This is a genomic window from Lutispora thermophila DSM 19022 (genome assembly GCF_900142105.1).
GTDB lineage: Bacteria > Bacillota > Clostridia > Lutisporales > Lutisporaceae > Lutispora > Lutispora thermophila.
This window is the reverse complement of sequence record NZ_FQZS01000009.1, coordinates 53,300-70,570: the sequence shown is the minus strand read 5'-3', so window position 1 is coordinate 70,570 and position 17,271 is coordinate 53,300. Positions and strand designations below refer to the sequence as shown.

The following is a 17,271-nucleotide window of genomic DNA, read 5'->3' as shown; positions in this document are numbered from 1 at the left end:
ATATTTCCACAAATACAGGAAGCAAAGATTAAACCGTTCATAAGCATAGAAGGAAATGGTATAATAATACCAGTAATTATTTGAAGATGGAGGATGATGGATGTGAAAATTAAATTTATTGGTCATGCATGCTTTTTGATAGAGGAAGGGGAGTACTCACTTTTATTTGATCCTTTTATAAGCGATAATCCTTTGGCAGCAGTAAAGGAATCAGAGGTTAATCCTACCCATATATTTGTAAGCCATTATCATGGAGACCATAAGGGAGATGCATTGGATATCGCCAAAAGAACCAACGCTACTATTTTTTCAACCAATGAAATTGGGGCTGAATTCAGGAAAAGCCATAATAATGTGATGGCAGGACATATTGGAGGTAAGGCAAAAACAGAGTTCGGAAGCGTCAAGTTCTTTCAGGCTTTTCATGGAAGTGGTATTGAAGGAGGCCATGCTTGCGGTTTCGTAGTTGATTTCATGGGGAAAAAGATATATCACGCAGGAGATACAAGCCTGACCAAAGATATGGAGCTTTTGAAAAGTTATAATATCCATGTAGCATTATTGCCCATAGGAGATTTCTACACCATGGGTCCCGAAGATGCTTTGGAAGCCGTAAAGATGATAAAGCCTAAGTATGTGATACCTATGCATTACAATACTTTCCCTGTGATTAAGCAGGACCCGGAGGTCTTTGCAAAAGCAGTAAAAGAAGAAACCTTTACGAGGGCAATAGTTCTCAATCCAGGAGACCAAGTGGAGATTTGATGGAAATAAAAGAAGGGCTTCCTTTGGAAGCCTTTCATCCCTGTTCTACTTATTCCAAACTCAGAAGGTGGTCTATAAATAATCAAAAAGGGTATGTTCTTTTTCCTGGGTTGTGGGCTTTATATGAAAATCTATGAATCGAGGACTGTTTATGAGAGATTTAAGCATATAAAGGTCAGTGGTGGTATCCAACCATATACTTTCTTCTTCTCTACTAAGAATCAAGGGCATCCTGTTGTGGATGTTTTTCATTTTCTCTGTAGAATCCATTGTCAATATAACAAAGCCATTATCATCATATATTGCAGCTATGGAAAAGATTTGTTCTCCGTTTTTATTTATTTGATGCTTTAATTTTTTGCTGCCTTGTGATTTCCACTCGAAGAAAGCATTGGCTGGAACAATGCACCTTCTCCTTAAAAAGGATGATTTGAACATAGGCTTTTTATCCACTGTCTCAACTCGTGCATTTATGATAAGCCTTTTGCTGTTGTCAATGGGCAAGCCCCACCTCATAGGCATTAGCTTTATTTCATCTTCTGCTTTTATAACAGTAAGAGGATTTTCAGAAGGAAAAACTTCCCCGGATTTATAATTTTCCATGGAGTATTCTGCATTATATCTCGCTACTAAATCTTCCACTTCGCTTTCCAGCAAAAATCTGCCGCACATATTCATTACTCCTTTATATGGTATTGAGATAATATTAGCATATTAGAATTTTTTAGGAAATATCTAAATGAATTATGATGCAATAAATATATAAAATCAAATAATGATAAGGAGTTGATTGGGATGAAAGGTAAAATTGAAATTTATCTCGGTGACATTACTAAGCTCCAGGTTGATGCCATAGTCAATGCAGCCAACAACAGCCTTCTAGGTGGTGGAGGTGTAGACGGTGCTATACATAGGGCAGCAGGGCCAAAACTGTTGGAGGAATGCAGGACCCTAGGAGGTTGTGAAACAGGAGAAGCCAAGATTACAAAGGGTTATAATTTGCCAGCAAAGCATGTAATACACACCGTAGGACCGGTATGGAGAGGGGGAAGCAATGGAGAAGACGAGTTATTGAGAAATGCTTATAGGAATTCTTTGAAGCTAGCAGTAGAAAATAATATAAAAACCATAGCTTTTCCTGCCATAAGCACAGGTGTCTATTCATTTCCTATTGAGAGAGCTACAAGAATAGCCGTAGAAGAGGTTCAAAAATTTTTATCAAGTGATACTTCCATAGAAAAGGTTGTATTTGCATGTTTTAATGAAAAAGCCTATGAGTGCTATAGATCATTACTTGAGCAAACCAATTAATAAAATTTTTAATAAAATAGATATCATAGCATTTCCTTGATTTATGAAGATATATATGATGAAAAGATGAAATTTTCATCATATTAACATTGATAAATTTTCAAAAATTTATTATAATAACAAAGTACGATAAAAATGCACCTATAGCTCAGTAGGATAGAGCAACGGTTTCCTAAACCGTGTGCCGGGGGTTCGACTCCCTCTAGGTGCACCATAGCGAAATCCATGTGTAAGGATTCAAACCTGCACATGGATTTTCTTATATTGCTAGGAAAGTGCAAATTTTTAATTTATGCTTTCCTGGCATTTCAAGAAAGGCTTCATTGATTGTTATAAAGGCTTCCAAAGGAAGCCTTTCTTATGGTTATTTTTATGTTATACTTATTTCAGACTATTTATCAAATGAGAGGTATTTAAGATGCGAGAATTTTTTATGAAAACAAAACGGATTGGTTTTTCAAGATGGAACAGTGCGGATTTGGATTTGGCTACTCAGTTATGGGGAGATAAGGAAGTAACAAGATTCATCTGTGCTACAGGTGTTTTTACAAGACAAGATATCATTGATCGTTTGTATGTAGAAATACATAATGACAAAATGTTTAACATACAGTACTGGCCTATTTTTGACCTTTCCACGGAAGACCTGATTGGTTGCTGTGGTATCCGTCCTTTTAATTCTGAAATACATTCATATGAAATTGGATTTCATCTGCGCAAAAAATACTGGGGAATGGGATATGCTTTAGAAGCGGCAAAAGCCGTTATTGATTACAGTTTTAATAATTTAAAAGCAGATAAATTGTATGCGGGGCATCATCCGCAAAATGAAGATTCAAAAAAACTATTGACCAAGTTAGGCTTCCGGTACATTGGAGAAAACTATTACAACCCCACCGGTCTGTATCACCCGTCATACGAATTAGTGAATGACAACTTGTAGTCATAATAACAATCTGCATCTAAATTGATTAAATGGAACATATGATATTTAGAAAATATATCCTTGTTGTAGATTATTTAAGAATTATTGCTGCATTAAATCTAGAAACACTAAAAGCCTAGAATTCATACATTCCGTATGATTCTAGGCCTATGATTGAATTTTAGCAAGGTTTATTAAGTTGTTCATCTAAAATTATGTCTTCTTTGCCGACAACTATTCATTAAGAAACGTTATACGTTTCTTAAATTTTCATCAATAATACTATTATCAAGTGGAGATTCAACTTTAGCTTGATTTTTGAATTCTGTTACTGCCTTTCTTACTCTATTAAATGAAGCCAATGTACCAGGTCCAGCGATACATCCTCCTTGACAAGCCATACCTTCAAGCAAATAACCATTTTTCTTTCCTGCCTTAGCTGCTCTCATAAGCTTTACACACTCATGTAAAGATGATGCACATTCAACATTTATATCTTTTGATGGATCTATTGCCAATGCTGTCTTTTTTACTGCTTCAGCAACTCCGGTGGCTATAGCGTAACCTCGTCCTAGTGCCGATGCATCTTCGATTTCTTTAGATACTTCAATTTCCGATAATTCTATTCCTTTGGCAACAAACATACCCATAAGCTCTTCAAATGTTATTACAAAATGAATATAATCCTTAACATCTTCTCTTAATGCTTCTAATTTCTTAGAGATACAAGGACCGATGAAAGTAACCTTTGCCTGTGGATCTTTAGCTTTAATATACTTAGCAGTCTCAACCATCGGAGATGCAGAGTCTGATATATATTCAAATTGATCCGGAAACAGCTTCTTTACCATTAAAGTCCAGGAGTTGCAGCAGCTTGTACCCATATAAGGAATCTTGTTTGGTACTTTTTCCAGAAATTCTTTAGCTTCGTGAATAGTTGTAATATCAGCCCCTAAACTTACTTCCACAACATCTTTAAATCCAAGTTGCTTTATACCCTCAAATATTTGTGCAGGGGATGCTAATGGACCAAATTGTCCAATAAAAGATGGAGCTATTATGGCATACATATGGTCATTAGCTTTAATTGCTTTTATAAGCTGATATATCTGAGACTTGTCCGATATCGCTCCAAAAGGACACTGTATGATGCAATTTCCACAAGATACGCATTTATCACTGTTTATTTTAGCTCTTCCCAAATGGTCGCTTTCTATGGCATTAACGCCGCATGCAGCAGCACATGGTCTATCATATTGCACAATTGCGCTATATGGGCATGTTTCTTTACACCTGCCGCATTTAATACATTTCCCATGATCAATAACGGCCCTGTTCTTTCCTATGGAAACTGCATTTACAGGGCATACATTTGTACAAGGATGAGCTAAACATTTTCTGCAATTGTCTGTGACATAAAAAGCTTTTGTGGGGCAAGCTTCACATGCATGGGGGATTACATTTATCAATGGTTCGATAAATTGTGTTTCTGCCACATCTACTTCTGCTATTCCGTCTGTAACCCGATTATATTCAGTTGGCTTTCGGGCATTTAATCCCATTGTAAGCCTTAGTCTTTCTTCAACTATTGCTCTCTCTCTAAATATACTCTCCCTATAAGTAGCCACTTCACCGGGTAAAATCTCAAAAGATGCTTTCTCTAATTCACTTAAGTCAGTACCATCATAGGCTATCTTAGCGATTTTCGCAAATATCTGTCTCCTTATGTTAATTAGATCAACATAACTTTCTTTCATTGAAATTATTCCTCCGTATTTTTAGCGTCATTTCTAATTCTGTTTTCTAATCTTATTGACTATTTTCTCCATAACAGCTTGACTTGTAGCATTAAACATAGGTTCCTCATCAATGACTACTACCGGTGCAACCTTCTTGTTAGTATTTTTACAGTATCCTAAGCACTTTATAACTTCTACTTCTAAAATTTCATCGCTGTAATTGTCAGCGTCTTCGCTTATAATATCTTTTAAATCATCAATCTGGTCTAATATATTCATTGAGCCTAACAATGTACAATTTGAACCTGCACAGACTTTAATCTTCATAATATTCCTCCATATTTATAATAATTTAACTTCTTGTGATAGCCTTGATTTATTGAAATTTATGAATGAAAAGCTCCAACATATCATATAATCTATAATTTATAATTACAAAATGATAGAGGCATATATCTGTTGGAGGTTGATATAAACTATTCTATTGTAGAATTTGAAAATTAAAAAGACTTTTACTGTGGCTTGTGTGCTGAAAAATCATATTTGCCAAGAAGTTACTCCAACACATATTAAAATCGTTACAACATAAATATATCTAAGACTAATGACAGCAACGTGATCATCTCCAGTAAGGCTGCTTTATTAATAATTATATATTATAAATGTCAACTTTTCTACATAAGAGGGAAATTAATAAGCATATTCTTTTAGCGAAAAATTGGCAAGTTATATATAAGTCTATTTAATAAAAAGTAATTTAGCCTATTCCTCTCAAGCTCAGGATGATTTAAAAGCATTGGTTTATATTCTTACAATTTTACATTATGGCATTGAAAGCAAACCGACAATGAATGTTGCTTATTAATATCTGGTGAAAGGGATTGTTGTTTTATTTGCTATTGCACATATACTTTAAACAACGTACATGGTAGAGGAATGCTTTGATTGTGGTCGGGGAATTCCAAAGGATGCACCAATTTTTATGGAAAAGGTATTTTGAGAAGCTTTTTTACAATCGGAGGGGCCAGATAAAAAATATTTGATTTCTAAAAGTTATCGGAGATTTGTTAGAATACTTTAAACGTAGGTGTTTTATAGCGAGGATATGTTATAAGCAGTTCAAGGATGAGTTGATCTGTGACTGAATATAAGAAATTAGGAGTTTGATAATAAGCCCTATTAGAAAGTTTAAGAATAAATCCAAATGTGCTAAAATATGTTTTAGATATACTGTTATAGATAATATAAAATTATTAAATGAGAAGAGGCAACGAAAGATGGAAGAGGTAAATAATAACGATATTGAGGAAAAGTCAATATCTGATTCAAAAAATTCTACCGTAAGAAATGATGTCATAAAAATAGCTTGGCCGGTGCTGATAGAACTCCTTTTAGGGTCCTTATTCGGAATGATAGATATGATGATGCTTGGGAGAATTCCGGATCAGTCATTAGCAGCAGCATCTGTAGCTGCAGTGGGAATGACAAATCAGCCGTTATTTATTGGCTTATCCCTTGTTCAGGCATTGAATGTGGGAGGAACGGCCATGATTGCCAGATATTTCGGTGCCAAGCAGAATGATAGAATGGAAACGGTTCTTAAGCATGTAATATTATTAAGCATGACACTTCTGGTCATACCTTTGACAATATTGGGAATAATTTATACGGATAATATCCTAAATCTTATGGGAGCAGAGCCAGATGCTTTAGAAGCTGGCAGATATTATTTCAAAATAGTTATGATTGGTTTTGTTTTTCAATCCTTTAACATGTCCATATCTGCTGCATTAAGAGGAGTAGGTGACACAAGAACACCTATGAGAGTAAATTTAATGTGCAACTTCTTAAACGTTATAGGCAATGCTCTGCTCATATATGGATTGCTGGGATTCCCGTCTCTTGGTGTTACAGGTGCGGGAATATCAACTGCATTGTCCCAGGTTATAGCTTGCGTACTGTTATTCATATATGTTATAAAAGGGGAAAGCATCATCAAGCTTGATTTAAGAAGCAGATTTACGTTTGATAAAAATATAATGTACAATTTGGTAAAAATAGGTCTGCCTGCATCTATAGAGCAAATGTTTTTAAGAGTAGGAATACTAATATTTGTTAGAATAGTTGCTGGTCTGGGAACAGTTATTTATGCGGCTCATCAGATAGCGCTTAACATATTGAGCCTTTCTTTCCAGCCGGGACAGGCTTTTGGAATAGCGGCTTCGTCCTTGGTGGGCAGATCATTGGGAGCTAAGGACCATGAAAAGGCGGAAGCCTATGCAAAGAAAACCAGAAGAATTGGATCTTTGATTTCTACATTTATGGCTGTTATATTCTTCTTTTTCGGACGTCAATTAGTAGGGCTTTACTCCACGGATCCTTTAATCATCGAAAGTGCATCGGGAGCATTGAAGATAATTGCATTTGTTCAGCCTTTTCAATCGTCTCAATTAATATTGGCAGGAGCCTTGAGAGGTGCAGGAGATACATTCTGGCCTCTGGTGGCTACCTTTGTGGGAGTACTTATAGTTAGAGTAGTTCTTGCCTATATTTTTATCATCATCATGGGATGGGGATTGACAGGAGCGTGGATAGCGGTATTCATCGATCAGTTTGTAAGATGGGTTTTTGTATATATAAGATTCAGGACAGGCAAATGGAAACATGTAAAAATAAGATAGATATGGATTGGCAAATAAGAAGGATTCCAAAGGAAACCTTCTTATTTGCTATGTATAGAGTATAAGGTAAATTTGTGATAAGCTTTATATAAGAAAGGCTTCCTTTGGAAGCATTTTGACAATCAAGGAAGACTTTCTTGAAAGCCATTAGGTCGAGATTATGTTAAGGTAGAATTATACTTAACTATGGGTTATGAGAATTTTATATGAGGTGATGGTCTATGGAGTATGTATGTGTAGAATGTGGCCATAGGTTCTCTTTGGATGTGAATCCTTGGAAATGTCACTGTGGTGGATTGTTAAGTATTGAATATGAAAAAAAGCCCATAGATTTTGAAGCTACAGCCATTTCAAAGGATCATTCACTATGGAAATATATATATGCGCTTCCTTTTGAAAATGATGATTGTTGGAGAAGTATTACCATGGGAGAGGGCGGTACTCCTTTGATTTCGCTGGCACGAAACCTATATGCAAAGGCAGATTACCATATGCCTACGTTATCTTTTAAAGACAGAGGTGCTGCAATACTCGTTGCCATGGCAAAAAAACTGGGAGTGGAAGAGGTTGTTGCAGATAGCAGCGGAAATGCTGGGACAGCCATTGCTGCCTATGGAGCAAGAGCAGGGATAAGGTGTCATGTGTTTGTTCCTGCTTCAACATCTCATAAGAAGATAAAGCAAATAGAAGCTCATGGAGCAGAGATTCACAAGATTCCTGGAAACAGGGAGGATACTGCAAAGGCAGCTATAGAAATGGTGGAAAGGACAAATATGTTCTATGCCAGCCATATTTATAATCCATTGTTCTGGGAAGGGACAAAGACTTATTTTTATGAGGTTTTTGAGCAACTTAATGGTAAGATGCCTGATGCCTTTATAATACCTGTAGGGAATGGTACATTGCTTATGGGTGCTTATATTGCTTTTAGAGAAATGATATCATGGGGGATTATAAATAAAATGCCAAGAATATTGGCAGTGCAAGCGGAGAATTGTGCCCCTATAAAAAGTGCTTTTATAAGCAATAAGACCAAGGTAGAACCCTGTGAAAATAAAGGAACTTTGGCGGAGGGAATAGCCATTGCAGCTCCTGCAAGAGGGAGTGAAATATTGAAGGCTGTGAGAGAAACAGATGGGGATATAATAGGTGTTACGGAAGAGAATATAGCCAGTGCAAGAGAAGTATTGGCCCATAAAGGCATATATGTTGAAGTTACGTCTGCGGTAAATTATGCGGCTTATTTGAATTACATAAGCAAATATACGGAGCTAAAGGACAAGACAGTCGTGCTGCCTTTAACCGGTGCAGGTATAAAGAGCAATTGATGTTAATTCACATGATGAAATAATATTATATAATCATAAGCAAGTTTGTCGGAGGGATGTAAATGGATTATAGAGAATTGGATACTCCTGCCTTGATAATAGATGAGGAAAAGCTTTTAGAAAATATTTGCTTCATGCAATCCTATGCTGATAAAAATCATGTAAACCTAAGGCCTCACACCAAGACTCACAAGATGCCCTATTTGGCAAAGCTTCAGGAGGAATACGGAGCAAAAGGTATTGCCGTAGCTAAAGTTGGAGAGGCAGAGGTTATGGCAGATAATGGATTGAAGGACATATTCATTGCCAACGAAATAGTGGGCGGGGCCAAGTTAAAGAGGATCAGGGAGTTGGCAAAGGCAGTGGATATATCCTTTGGAGTTGACAGCATACCTCAAGTGAGTATGGTGGAGGAGGTTTTCGAAGGAGCGGATAAAAAGGCTCAGGTTTTAATAGAAATAGAAGTGGGAGAAAATCGGTCAGGTGTAATAAAAGAAGAGGATTTTATTAATCTGGTGAACCATATAAAGAAATGTAGAAATGTGCATCTCAAGGGCATATTCTCTCATGACGGGCATTCCTATGGTGCAGACAATGTAGAACATTGCAAAGAGTTGTTTGATGAAAGTCAGAAGAGAACTTTGTTCTTCGCAAAGTTAGCAGAAGAACTAGGCTGCAAGTTAGAAACCGTCAGTATAGGTTCCACTCCTTCCTCAATGTTTGATTTTGATATTATGAAAGGCATTACAGAACTTAGGGTAGGAACATATATTCTAATGGATGCTTCCCAGGGAAATGCCATAGGGACATATGACCGATGCGCAGCAACGGTGCTTACTACTGTAATTAGCCGTCCTACTGAGGAGCGGGTTATTACTGATGTAGGAGCAAAGGGTATAACAATGCAGACCAGAAATAAGGGTATTTGTGCCACCAAGGGATTGGGTGTCATAAAAGGATATAAAGATGCATATATCCACTCAGTATTTGATGAACATGCTATCATTTACAATAAAGAACTAAGAGACAAAATAAAAATAGGAGACAAGCTGGAGATTATTCCAAATCACATATGTCCCGTATGCAACCTATACGACAAAGCCTATCTGGTATCTCATGACAAAGTTATCAAAGAGATTCCGATATTATGCAGAGGGAAATTGACATAAATGTTACTCATGAAGGATATTGTTGGGAAACGATGAAGTCTATGACTGCATCGTTTTTTCTTTTTAAAGCTTATGGTTATATTTATCAAAAAAATTGCAGAACATATGTATATGTATATCATAAATCAGGAGGAAAGCTGATGAGTAAGAAGTTCGCAAAGTCATACTTGATTATTCTGGTAATTGCTATATTTATTATGAGCACATTAACAGGATGTGCAGGAGGAAATGAAACACCGTCACCAACTGGAGATAATACAGGTGCAAAGCAAGAAGAAAAACCACAGGATGAATATATAAAAGCAGGTATGTATAAGGTAGGTCAGGATATTCCTGCAGGGGAGTATTTCATCATACCGGAGGGGTTAGCTTATTTCCAAGTATCTAAGGACAGCACTGGAAGCTTAGAAAGCATAATTGCTAATGATAACTTTAGCGGTACCAGATATGTGACTGTATCAGAAGGACAATACTTGGAGATAAGAGCTGCAAAGATGATATCGGCGGACAAAGCCCCCAATCAGGAAGCAAAAGACGGTAAGTATCCTGAAGGCATGTATAAGATAGGAAAGGAAATACCTGCTGGTGAATATAAGGTAGTTTCTGAAGGAGGTTTGGCTTACTATGAAGTCACAAAGGATAGTAAAGGAGATTTAAATAGCATAATTACAAATGATAATTTTGAAGGAGAAAAGTATATTACGGTAAAAGAGGGCAATTATCTAAAGCTAAATGGTTGTTACTTAATATCTAAATAGTAGGATAAACTAAAACTGACCAAATGGTCAGTTTTAATGTTAAATTTCTTCTATTTCATTTTTATACGTTTCTCAATGGATTTCTTATGAAGAACCATGTGATTACCATAGGGTATCTATTGTGGAAAATTTTTGGAATAATAAATTTCAATAAAGTTCTGCCTGATTGAAAAGGATCTTCCATGGGAAGGTTAAAATATTATATAATATATATATATAAAGTTATATGACACAGGAGACTATATATGAGATATTTAAAAAGATTTTCCCTAATATTAATTACTATGACATTTATAATATCCATTTCCTCGGTTTATTGTGATGATCTTATTTATATAGCTTATTTTAACAAAATTCTTTACCAGGGAGATACATTCATGGTGTATATATCAGGTATAAATCCTGATGACACGGTTAAGGTTACATCGAATTTGAAAGCAAGATCAGAAAAATTTTTCCCATATAAAAAGGGCCAATTGGCCATAGTTGGTGTTAGTTGCACTGCAGAGCCGGGGGAATACAGATATGATATACTCATATCTAGGGAAGGCAAAATTCTAAGAGAAGTGGAAAATACAATAATAATCAAAGAAAAGAATTTTAAAAAAGATTACATAACCGTATCAAAAGAAGTTCAAGAAAAGAAAAGCCAGGAAAATTTGAATTCGGATACGGAGAATATTGCAAAGGCAAAAGCAAATCCTATCCCACAGCCACTATATGAAGGAGTGTTCATAGCTCCGGTAGACGCAGAAATAAACACGGAATTTGGCGCAATGCGTTATGTAAACGGAGTAAGAAGCAGCGTTCATTCGGGTCTGGATTTTAAAGCTAAAAAGGGGACTCCGGTAATGGCATCTAACAATGGGAAAGTGGTGCTTGCAATGGAGCTTAATGCATCAGGCAATACGGTGATTTTAGATCATGGGCTCAATATATATACATCATACTGTCATTTGGATACCATAAGTGTGGAAGTTGGAGATATGGTGCAAAAGGGGGATATTGTGGGCAATGTAGGTTCTACAGGATATTCTACCGGACCACATCTTCATTGGACTTTTTCTATAGGAAGGCAATCGACAAATCCAATACCTTTTATGGAGGGCTTTGCGATTCCAGATTTTTAGACTCAGTTAATTGGTATTGCTAAAGAAGATTATTTTTTATATAATAATATAGTGTGCCAATAAAGCAAATAAAGGATTTTAAATATGGACACCCATGAATATTTTATGAAAATGGCATTGGATGAAGCAAAAAAAGCTGAAGCTATGGACGAGGTTCCTGTAGGGGCTGTTATTGTAAAGGATGGAATCATCATATCTAAAGCTTTTAATACCAGGGAAACAGATAAGGACGCTACATGCCATGCAGAGATGACTGCCATAAAGAAAGCCTGTGAAATATTAGGCGGTTGGAGGCTTATAGGCTGCAGCATGTATGTAACCTTGGAACCATGTCTTATGTGCAGCGGTGCTATACTTCAATCCAGAATCGAGAAGCTATATATTGGAGCTATGGATCCAAAAACCGGAGCTGCTGGATCTGTTTTAAATGCATTCGAAGATTACTGGTTTCATCATAAATGCGAGGTATATGCAGGAATCCTTCAGGAAGAATGCAGCAACATATTAAAAGAGTTCTTTAGGAAAAAGAGAGCTAAATAGGTTATATATGGAGAGGTATCGAAGTGGTCATAACGGGGCTGACTCGAAATCAGTTTGGGAGCAATCCCACGCGGGTTCGAATCCCGCCCTCTCCGCCATAATAAAAGATATTAATTGCTATAGCGATTTTGAATATAAAAACTGCATTTATGAAGAAGAAACACCTATTTATTATGGATAGGTGTTTTAAAATGTAAATGAAACTACTCAATAGTATATTGTTTAAAGGGGTAGAACATATGAATACACAATACTTAGAGTATGCCATAGAAGTGGAAAAGGCAGGCTCCATTACACAAGCAGCGGATAATCTTTTTATGGCGCAGCCTAATCTTAGTAAGGCTATCAAAGAACTTGAAGATCATCTGGGATTTATGATTTTTGAAAGGACTTCCAAGGGAGTAGTGCCTACGCAAAAAGGCGCTGAATTCTTGGTGTATGCACGGAACATACTGGAGCAGATTGACAAAATGATGGCATTATCTAAACATGATGATCCAGACACTCAAAGGTTTAGCATTTCTATTCCTCGGGTAAGCTATATAGCCCATGGCTTTACTAAGTTTGTTGCTGGATTGGATCCGGATAAGGGAATTGAAATAAATGTACAGGAAACAAATTCTATGCAGACAATAAACAATATAGTTGAAGGAAAATTTAACCTTGGAATTATTAGATATGATAATGCTTATGAAAGCTATTTTCTGGATTACTTAGAGGATAAAGGGCTGGCCCATAATCTTATCTGGGAATTTGAATATCTGGCATTGATGTCAAAAGACCATCCTCTTGCTACGGTTCAGGAAGTCCTTTACGATGATTTGATTCAATATGTTGAAATTATTCATGGAGACAATACCATACCCTATCTGTCTTCCGGTGACATAAAGAAACAGTCTGAACCGCAGCGTATTGAAAAGAAAATATACCTATATGAGCGTGGCAATCAATTTGAGCTATTGTCTAACATACCTGCAACTTTCATGTGGGTGTCCCCGGTGCCGGATATTTTCCTAAACAGATATAATCTGGTACAGCGAAAATGCAAGGGAGCCAATAACAAGAGCAAAGATCTGCTCATTTATCCAAAAGGGTATAAATTCACAAAATTGGATAAGAAATTTATAAACAAGTTATATGAATCAAAAACTGAAGTTTCATTCAAAGAGTATTTTTAGAAAGATTGAACTTATTAGAATATTATATTAATTGATTTATAGCGGCATATGGACCTTCATATATCCGTATGCTGCTTTTATATTTCTTTTTCATTATAGAAATTGTTAAAATAATAACAAACTGTGAATCGGGAGAAGTATTTATGGAAATAACCATATGTGTCGGCAGTGCATGTCACCTTAAAGGGTCGCGAGAAGTTATAGAGCAGCTTCAGAGAATTTTGGCAGAGAGGAATATGGAGGCTAAAGTCGATTTGAAAGGCTCTTTTTGCATGAACAATTGCTTAGGAGGAGTATGTGTCAAAATAGGTGATGAGTTGTTTTCGGTGCGGCCAGAAAACACACTATCCTTCTTTGAGAATGAAGTGGTAAAAAGGCTAATGGAATAAAAAGAGAAGGGAAGGAAGCAAATGGCTGAGTGCATCAAATTCAAAGAGGCAAATTGTAAAAATTGTTATAAATGTATACGCCATTGCCCCGTGAAATCCATTGGTTTTTCCGAAAACCAAGCTCATATCATTACTGAAGAATGCATACTCTGCGGTAATTGTTTTGTAGTATGTCCACAAAATGCAAAGGTCATACGAAACGATATATCATCAGCGAAATTGCTTATTAAAAGCGGTGCACCAGTTTATGCAAGTCTGGCCCCATCTTTTGTGGCCAACTATGAAGGGGTCACTATCAGTTCCATGGAGGAGGCCTTAAGTCAGCTTGGCTTTGCAGGAGTTGAAGAAACAGCTATAGGTGCAACAATTGTGAAAAAGCAATATGAACACTTGACACATAATGGAAATGGAGAGGTTATCATTTCTTCCTGCTGTCATACTGTCAATTTGCTGATTCAAAAATACTACCCCAGAGCATTGCCTTACTTGGCACAAGTTGTTTCTCCCATGCAAGCCCATTCAATGGATATTAAGAGAAGATTCCCGGGGGCAAAAACTGTATTTATAGGTCCTTGTATTTCTAAAAAGGCAGAGGCAGAAAGCTATAGAGGAATGGTTGACTGCGTAATTACCTTTGAAGAACTTACAGCTTGGCTTGAAGAAAAAAAGATTGAACTGAAACATGATAAAGACAATAATGATAAAAGCCGCGCTAGGTTATTCCCTACCTCAGGGGGCATATTGAGAACAATGACTGCAGCTAATCAGGATTATATATATATGGCTATTGACGGAATTGAGAATTGTATACCTGCTATAGAGGATATAATCGAAGGGAAACTGAAGAAATGCTTCGTAGAGATGTCTGCTTGCAAAGGAAGCTGTATTGGTGGTCCTGCAATGGATAAGAAGCACTCTTCGCCAGTGAAGTATTATATGTTTGTAAATAAATATGCAGGAAATGAGGATTTTACTGTTGAGAATTACCAAGAGGAAGAATTGAAGAAAGACTTTCCCTCCCTTGTGCCCCGCCAGGTAAATTTAGGTTCCAAAGCAATAGAGGAAGTCCTAAGGAAAATGGGAAAAACCAAACCTGAAGATGAACTTAATTGCGGCAGCTGTGGTTATAACACATGCAGGGATAAGGCAAAGGCAGTATTACAAGGGAAGGCAAACCTTCATATGTGCCTGCCCTATTTAAAAGAAAAAGCAGAATCATTTTCTGATAATATAATAAAAAATACTCCCAATGGCATTATTGTCCTTAATGAATCTTTTGAAGTGCAGCAGATCAATGATGCTGCATGTAAAATGTTGAACATAAGGAACGAGACAGATGTAATGGGGGAAAATGTTGTATGCATTCTTGATCCTCAACCTTTCATAGAAGCCTATGAAAAGGGTGGAGAATGCCATTATAAAAGCATTTATCTTCCGGAATATAAGAAATATGTTGATCAGACGGTTATTTATGATAGAAGCTATAATATCATTGTCTGCATAATGCGTGATGTTACTGAAGAAACCCTGCAGAGAGAAAAGAAAGAAGCAATTAAACGCAGCACTATAGAAATTACAGATAAAGTTATTGAGAAGCAAATGAGAACTGTGCAAGAGATTGCATCCTTATTGGGTGAGACAACTGCTGAAACAAAGATTGCACTTACAAAGTTGAAGGAGTCGTTAATGGATGAATGATTTATGTACTGATGTAGGCTATGTAAGCGTAAACAAATTCGGAGAACAATTATGCGGTGATCATGTGGAAGTTGTTGTCCAGGGAGATAATTCCACAGTTGTGGTTTTAGCAGATGGACTAGGAAGCGGAGTAAAAGCAAGTATCCTATCTACTCTTACTGCTAAAATCATATCCACCATGATGGCAAATGGATTATCTGTAAGGGATTGCGTTACTACAATAGCATCGACTCTTCCTATTTGTAAAATAAGGCAAGTGGCTTACTCAACATTTACCATTATTCAAATTGCGGATAATATGGAAGCTGAGATCATTCAGTACGATAATCCCCATGTAATACTTTTAAGAAAAGGAAAGAACATGGATTACCCTAAGACATTAGAAATAATTGATAATAAAACAATATATAAATCCAATATAAAGCTTGATGAAGAAGATACTTTTGTTGCAGTGAGTGATGGCGCCATTCACGCTGGAGTTGGAACATCCCTTAATTTTGGATGGCAGAGAGAAGATATAATAAAGTACTTAGAAAACATATATGAACCGAGCCTTACGGCTAAAACGCTTAGCAGCATGTTGCTTAACGAGTGCTACTCCCTTTATGGAGGAAAACCCGGTGATGATACTACTGTATGTACTGTTAAGATTCGACAGAGGAAGCCGGTAAATCTTTTAATAGGTCCGCCTGCAGATCCAAAGGATGTGCGAAAGATGATGTCCTTGTTCTTTTCAAAAGAAGGAAAACATATAGTCTGCGGTGGAACTACATCAACTCTTGCAGCAGAGTTCCTGAAAAAACCTCTTGAAGTAGGGATACCTAAGTATATAGATCCTGATATACCTCCAACAGCAAAAATCGAAGGTGTTGATTTGGTTACAGAAGGAATCATCACCATCAACAGAGTTCTGGAGTATGCAAAGGATTATTTGAAAGAGAACAGAAAGTACACAGACTGGATTTATAAAGAAGATGGTGCCTCTCTTATAGCGAAAACCCTTTTTGAGGAAGCTACAGATATAAACTTTTATGTAGGCAAGGCTATCAATCCGGCCTATCAAAATCCAGATCTGCCCATAGGGTTTAATATTAAAATGAGACTGGTAGAGGAATTATCACTCTGCTTAAAAGAAATGGGAAAAAGAATCAAGGTTAGTTATTTCTAGAATGGAGGATATATATGAATCAAACAATTGATTTCCAAGTGGTAGACAATATTATTGAAGAACTTGGTTGCAAGCCCAGCGCGATTATAGGAATACTTCAAGGCATACAAGAGCATTATCGCTATTTGCCAAAAGAAGTTTTTCCATATCTGGCAAAGAGGCTTGGAATTAGTGAAGCAAGGATTTACAGTGTGGCAACTTTTTACGAAAACTTCTCCCTTGAGCCCAAGGGCAAATTCGTCATCAAAATATGTGACGGAACAGCTTGCCATGTAAGAAAATCCATTCCTATACTTGAGAAGCTTCGTGAAGAACTGGGCTTGTCAGAAAATAAGAAGACAACAGATGACTTGGGCTTTACTGTTGAAACAGTATCTTGTCTCGGTGCTTGCGGATTGGCTCCGGTGTTGACGGTAAATGACAAGGTATATCCGGCTATGACTGTGGACAAGGTGTCTGAACTGCTAAAGAATCTAAGGGAGGAAATGTAAC

At 36.7% G+C, this 17,271-nt stretch carries 17 protein-coding genes and 2 tRNA genes; 16 read left to right on the top strand and 3 right to left on the bottom strand.

The window, feature by feature from the left end; translation table 11 throughout:
• Nucleotides 1-102 precede the first annotated feature (102 nt).
• Complete coding sequence (locus BUB48_RS07710) at nucleotides 103-765, top strand: metal-dependent hydrolase (RefSeq protein WP_139249943.1); 663 nt, start codon at nucleotides 103-105, stop codon at nucleotides 763-765.
• Nucleotides 766-837: 72 nt separating this feature from the next.
• Here BUB48_RS07710 and BUB48_RS07705 read toward each other — a convergent pair whose 3' ends face one another.
• Complete coding sequence (locus BUB48_RS07705; RefSeq protein ID WP_073025666.1) at nucleotides 838-1,437, bottom strand: SOS response-associated peptidase; 600 nt, start codon at nucleotides 1,435-1,437, stop codon at nucleotides 838-840.
• Between the two features lie 123 nt (nucleotides 1,438-1,560).
• On the opposite strand from BUB48_RS07705, the gene BUB48_RS07700 reads away from it, so the two are divergent.
• The 3 genes from BUB48_RS07700 (at nucleotide 1,561) to BUB48_RS07690 (ending at nucleotide 3,019) form a co-directional block, all read left to right on the top strand.
• Nucleotides 1,561-2,076 carry an O-acetyl-ADP-ribose deacetylase gene (locus tag BUB48_RS07700; protein ID WP_073025665.1) on the top strand — a complete coding sequence of 172 codons (516 nt, stop codon included), beginning with the start codon at nucleotides 1,561-1,563 and terminating at the stop codon, nucleotides 2,074-2,076.
• A gap of 137 nt (nucleotides 2,077-2,213) precedes the next feature.
• Nucleotides 2,214-2,290, top strand: a tRNA-Arg gene (locus tag BUB48_RS07695).
• A gap of 204 nt (nucleotides 2,291-2,494) precedes the next feature.
• The gene (locus BUB48_RS07690; RefSeq protein WP_073025664.1) at nucleotides 2,495-3,019 is read left to right on the top strand and encodes a GNAT family N-acetyltransferase; all 525 of its coding nucleotides are present in this window, start codon (nucleotides 2,495-2,497) and stop codon (nucleotides 3,017-3,019) included.
• A 233-nt stretch (nucleotides 3,020-3,252) separates the two neighbouring features.
• Here BUB48_RS07690 and BUB48_RS07685 read toward each other — a convergent pair whose 3' ends face one another.
• Together BUB48_RS07685 and BUB48_RS07680 are read right to left on the bottom strand one after the other, a co-directional pair.
• Complete coding sequence (locus tag BUB48_RS07685; RefSeq protein WP_073025663.1) at nucleotides 3,253-4,758, bottom strand: 4Fe-4S dicluster domain-containing protein; 1,506 nt, start codon at nucleotides 4,756-4,758, stop codon at nucleotides 3,253-3,255.
• A gap of 33 nt (nucleotides 4,759-4,791) precedes the next feature.
• Nucleotides 4,792-5,067, bottom strand: coding sequence for an NAD(P)H-dependent oxidoreductase subunit E (locus BUB48_RS07680; protein WP_073025662.1), 276 nt, complete (start codon nucleotides 5,065-5,067; stop codon nucleotides 4,792-4,794).
• Between the two features lie 950 nt (nucleotides 5,068-6,017).
• On the opposite strand from BUB48_RS07680, the gene BUB48_RS07675 reads away from it, so the two are divergent.
• From BUB48_RS07675 to BUB48_RS07620, 12 genes are all read left to right on the top strand, one after another.
• Entirely contained in the window at nucleotides 6,018-7,421 is a 1,404-nt protein-coding gene (locus tag BUB48_RS07675; RefSeq protein WP_073025661.1) for an MATE family efflux transporter, read from the top strand.
• A 221-nt stretch (nucleotides 7,422-7,642) separates the two neighbouring features.
• Nucleotides 7,643-8,749 carry a threonine synthase gene (gene thrC / locus BUB48_RS07670; RefSeq protein ID WP_073025660.1) on the top strand — a complete coding sequence of 369 codons (1,107 nt, stop codon included), beginning with the start codon at nucleotides 7,643-7,645 and terminating at the stop codon, nucleotides 8,747-8,749.
• Between the two features lie 62 nt (nucleotides 8,750-8,811).
• On the top strand, nucleotides 8,812-9,918 hold the full coding sequence (locus tag BUB48_RS07665) for a D-TA family PLP-dependent enzyme (RefSeq protein WP_073025659.1): 1,107 nt from the start codon (nucleotides 8,812-8,814) through the stop codon (nucleotides 9,916-9,918).
• Nucleotides 9,919-10,058: 140 nt separating this feature from the next.
• Entirely contained in the window at nucleotides 10,059-10,676 is a 618-nt protein-coding gene (locus BUB48_RS07660) for a hypothetical protein (RefSeq protein ID WP_139249942.1), read from the top strand.
• 377 nt (nucleotides 10,677-11,053) lie between these two features.
• A complete protein-coding gene (locus tag BUB48_RS07655) occupies nucleotides 11,054-11,806 on the top strand; it encodes a M23 family metallopeptidase (RefSeq protein ID WP_175548382.1) in 753 nt (250 codons plus the stop codon).
• Nucleotides 11,807-11,890: 84 nt separating this feature from the next.
• Nucleotides 11,891-12,346, top strand: coding sequence for a tRNA adenosine(34) deaminase TadA (gene tadA / locus BUB48_RS07650; RefSeq protein WP_084524430.1), 456 nt, complete (start codon nucleotides 11,891-11,893; stop codon nucleotides 12,344-12,346).
• A gap of 9 nt (nucleotides 12,347-12,355) precedes the next feature.
• Nucleotides 12,356-12,444: transfer RNA gene (locus tag BUB48_RS07645), tRNA-Ser, on the top strand.
• A gap of 141 nt (nucleotides 12,445-12,585) precedes the next feature.
• Entirely contained in the window at nucleotides 12,586-13,524 is a 939-nt protein-coding gene (locus tag BUB48_RS07640; protein WP_073025655.1) for a LysR family transcriptional regulator, read from the top strand.
• Nucleotides 13,525-13,667: 143 nt separating this feature from the next.
• Nucleotides 13,668-13,913 carry a (2Fe-2S) ferredoxin domain-containing protein gene (locus BUB48_RS07635; RefSeq protein WP_073025654.1) on the top strand — a complete coding sequence of 82 codons (246 nt, stop codon included), beginning with the start codon at nucleotides 13,668-13,670 and terminating at the stop codon, nucleotides 13,911-13,913.
• A 21-nt stretch (nucleotides 13,914-13,934) separates the two neighbouring features.
• Entirely contained in the window at nucleotides 13,935-15,611 is a 1,677-nt protein-coding gene (locus tag BUB48_RS07630; protein ID WP_073025653.1) for a [Fe-Fe] hydrogenase large subunit C-terminal domain-containing protein, read from the top strand.
• Nucleotides 15,604-16,779 carry a SpoIIE family protein phosphatase gene (locus BUB48_RS07625; RefSeq protein ID WP_073025652.1) on the top strand — a complete coding sequence of 392 codons (1,176 nt, stop codon included), beginning with the start codon at nucleotides 15,604-15,606 and terminating at the stop codon, nucleotides 16,777-16,779. The genes BUB48_RS07630 and BUB48_RS07625 overlap by 8 nt, the downstream gene beginning before the upstream one ends.
• A gap of 14 nt (nucleotides 16,780-16,793) precedes the next feature.
• Nucleotides 16,794-17,270: an NADH-quinone oxidoreductase subunit NuoE family protein gene (locus BUB48_RS07620; protein ID WP_073025651.1), complete on the top strand. Its 477-nt coding sequence runs from the start codon at nucleotides 16,794-16,796 to the stop codon at nucleotides 17,268-17,270.
• Nucleotide 17,271: the final 1 nt, after the last annotated feature.

What these genes read in the sequence shown, in the direction of transcription:
- BUB48_RS07625 (WP_073025652.1), top strand. Translation starts at nt 15,604, where the DNA reads ATGAATGATTTATGTACTGATGTAGGCTATGTAAGCGTAAACAAATTC.
- BUB48_RS07630 (WP_073025653.1), top strand. Translation starts at nt 13,935, where the DNA reads ATGGCTGAGTGCATCAAATTCAAAGAGGCAAATTGTAAAAATTGTTAT.
- BUB48_RS07685 (WP_073025663.1), bottom strand. Translation starts at nt 4,758, where the DNA reads ATGAAAGAAAGTTATGTTGATCTAATTAACATAAGGAGACAGATATTT.
- BUB48_RS07665 (WP_073025659.1), top strand. Translation starts at nt 8,812, where the DNA reads ATGGATTATAGAGAATTGGATACTCCTGCCTTGATAATAGATGAGGAA.
- BUB48_RS07690 (WP_073025664.1), top strand. Translation starts at nt 2,495, where the DNA reads ATGCGAGAATTTTTTATGAAAACAAAACGGATTGGTTTTTCAAGATGG.
- BUB48_RS07700 (WP_073025665.1), top strand. Translation starts at nt 1,561, where the DNA reads ATGAAAGGTAAAATTGAAATTTATCTCGGTGACATTACTAAGCTCCAG.
- BUB48_RS07680 (WP_073025662.1), bottom strand. Translation starts at nt 5,067, where the DNA reads ATGAAGATTAAAGTCTGTGCAGGTTCAAATTGTACATTGTTAGGCTCA.
- BUB48_RS07675 (WP_073025661.1), top strand. Translation starts at nt 6,018, where the DNA reads ATGGAAGAGGTAAATAATAACGATATTGAGGAAAAGTCAATATCTGAT.
- BUB48_RS07705 (WP_073025666.1), bottom strand. Translation starts at nt 1,437, where the DNA reads ATGTGCGGCAGATTTTTGCTGGAAAGCGAAGTGGAAGATTTAGTAGCG.
- BUB48_RS07655 (WP_175548382.1), top strand. Translation starts at nt 11,054, where the DNA reads ATGGTGTATATATCAGGTATAAATCCTGATGACACGGTTAAGGTTACA.
- BUB48_RS07640 (WP_073025655.1), top strand. Translation starts at nt 12,586, where the DNA reads ATGAATACACAATACTTAGAGTATGCCATAGAAGTGGAAAAGGCAGGC.
- BUB48_RS07660 (WP_139249942.1), top strand. Translation starts at nt 10,059, where the DNA reads ATGAGTAAGAAGTTCGCAAAGTCATACTTGATTATTCTGGTAATTGCT.
- thrC (WP_073025660.1), top strand. Translation starts at nt 7,643, where the DNA reads ATGGAGTATGTATGTGTAGAATGTGGCCATAGGTTCTCTTTGGATGTG.
- BUB48_RS07635 (WP_073025654.1), top strand. Translation starts at nt 13,668, where the DNA reads ATGGAAATAACCATATGTGTCGGCAGTGCATGTCACCTTAAAGGGTCG.
- tadA (WP_084524430.1), top strand. Translation starts at nt 11,891, where the DNA reads ATGGACACCCATGAATATTTTATGAAAATGGCATTGGATGAAGCAAAA.
- BUB48_RS07620 (WP_073025651.1), top strand. Translation starts at nt 16,794, where the DNA reads ATGAATCAAACAATTGATTTCCAAGTGGTAGACAATATTATTGAAGAA.